The sequence below is a fragment of the Bacillus marinisedimentorum genome (assembly GCF_001644195.2).
Lineage (GTDB): Bacteria > Bacillota > Bacilli > Bacillales > Bacillaceae_O > Bacillus_BL > Bacillus_BL marinisedimentorum.
This window is the reverse complement of sequence record NZ_LWBL02000020.1, coordinates 1-1,488: the sequence shown is the minus strand read 5'-3', so window position 1 is coordinate 1,488 and position 1,488 is coordinate 1. Positions and strand designations below refer to the sequence as shown.

Sequence of the window (1,488 nt, the reverse complement as noted above, 5' to 3'; positions counted from 1 at the left end):
TCACAAGAACCCGCCTTTCATGCCTATAAAACAGCCTCACCTCAAAATATAGTCACGAGAACCATCCTCCCATGCCTATAAAGCAGTCCCTCTTTAAAATATATGCACAAGAACCCGCCTTCCATGCCTATAATGCAGCCTCACCTCAAAATATAGGCACGAGAACCATCCTTCCATGCCTATAAAGCAGCCCCACCTCAAAATATAGGCACGGGCCCCATTCTTCCATGCCAATATCAGCTCCGTTTTTCCGATCCACCATATGCACTCCTGCATAACCCAAGCCGTGTTCAAGCTTTCCGAAGATACGGCAAAAATGAGTAAATGAAAAATGTTTCGGGTAAAACATGAACGGAGAAGAAAGGAGGCAGAACATGAAAGCGATCGTAATCGATGAATATGGCAGCAGGGAAAAGTTGAGGGAAACAGAAGTGTCGATTCCTGAACCGGGAGACGACGATGTCCTGATTGAAATTCATTCTGCGAGCATTAATCCGGTCGACTGGAAAGTGAGAGAAGGGTATTTAAAGGAAATGCTTCCACATGAATTCCCGCTCGTGCTTGGCTATGATGCAGCAGGCGTTGTCATAAAAACCGGTGCTAATGTCAGTAAGTTTAAAGAAGGGGATGAAGTCTACACGAGGCCTGATATCATGAGAAATGGGACGTATGCGGAGTATGTGGCTGCTGCGGAAGATCTTGTCGCATTCAAACCGGAAAACCTCTCATTTGAGGAAGCGGCATCCATCCCGCTGGTTGGCGAAACATCCTGGCAGGCACTCGTCGAATTAGCCGGAATCAACAAGGGTGATAAAGTATTTGTTCCGGCAGGCGCTGGCGGAGTCGGAAGCTTTGCGATACAGCTGGCCAAAAGCTTTGGGGCGACGGTCGCCAGTACTGCTAGCGGTAAAAACATCGACTTGCTCAAAGACTTAGGTGCCGACGAAGCCATCAACTATAAAGAAGATAATTTTGAAACACGGCTGAGCGGCTATGATATTGTTTTTGACACGCTCGGCGGTGACAACCTCCGCAAAAGTTATGAAATTTTGAAGGAAGGGGGAACTGTCATCTCCATTGTCGAACAGCCCGACGAGGCTCTTGCCAGGGAAAAAGGGTTAAAGGCGGGCTTCTTATTTCTGGAGCCTTCGGGAGAGCAATTGGCCGAATTGACAAAACGGATTGAATCAGGGGAAATAAGGCCATTGACGGGTGAGACATTCCCGCTCAGTGAAGAAGGTTTGAAGGCCGCCCATGAATTGAGCGAAACCCACCATGCGAGAGGGAAAATTATCATAAAAGTGAAGTAAAATCATGAAAAAAGGAAGAAGCCGCGATGGGCTTCTTCCTTTTTTCTGTATGGCTCTGTTAAACGCTAGTGTTGATTTCCGTTGCAGGTACTCGCTTTCACCCAAGGGCACAAGTGCGACATCTGTTCCTGTTCCCTTCGGTCGCACTCACAGTGTCTTCTTTGCACCACAGGCACAA

1 protein-coding gene is annotated in these 1,488 nt (G+C 47.6%); it reads left to right on the top strand.

The genetic code is table 11. From position 1 onward, the window contains the following. Nucleotides 1-374: 374 nt before the first annotated feature. Nucleotides 375-1,310, top strand: coding sequence for an NADP-dependent oxidoreductase (locus A4U59_RS06335; protein WP_066172248.1), 936 nt, complete (start codon nt 375-377; stop codon nt 1,308-1,310). Nucleotides 1,311-1,488: the final 178 nt, after the last annotated feature.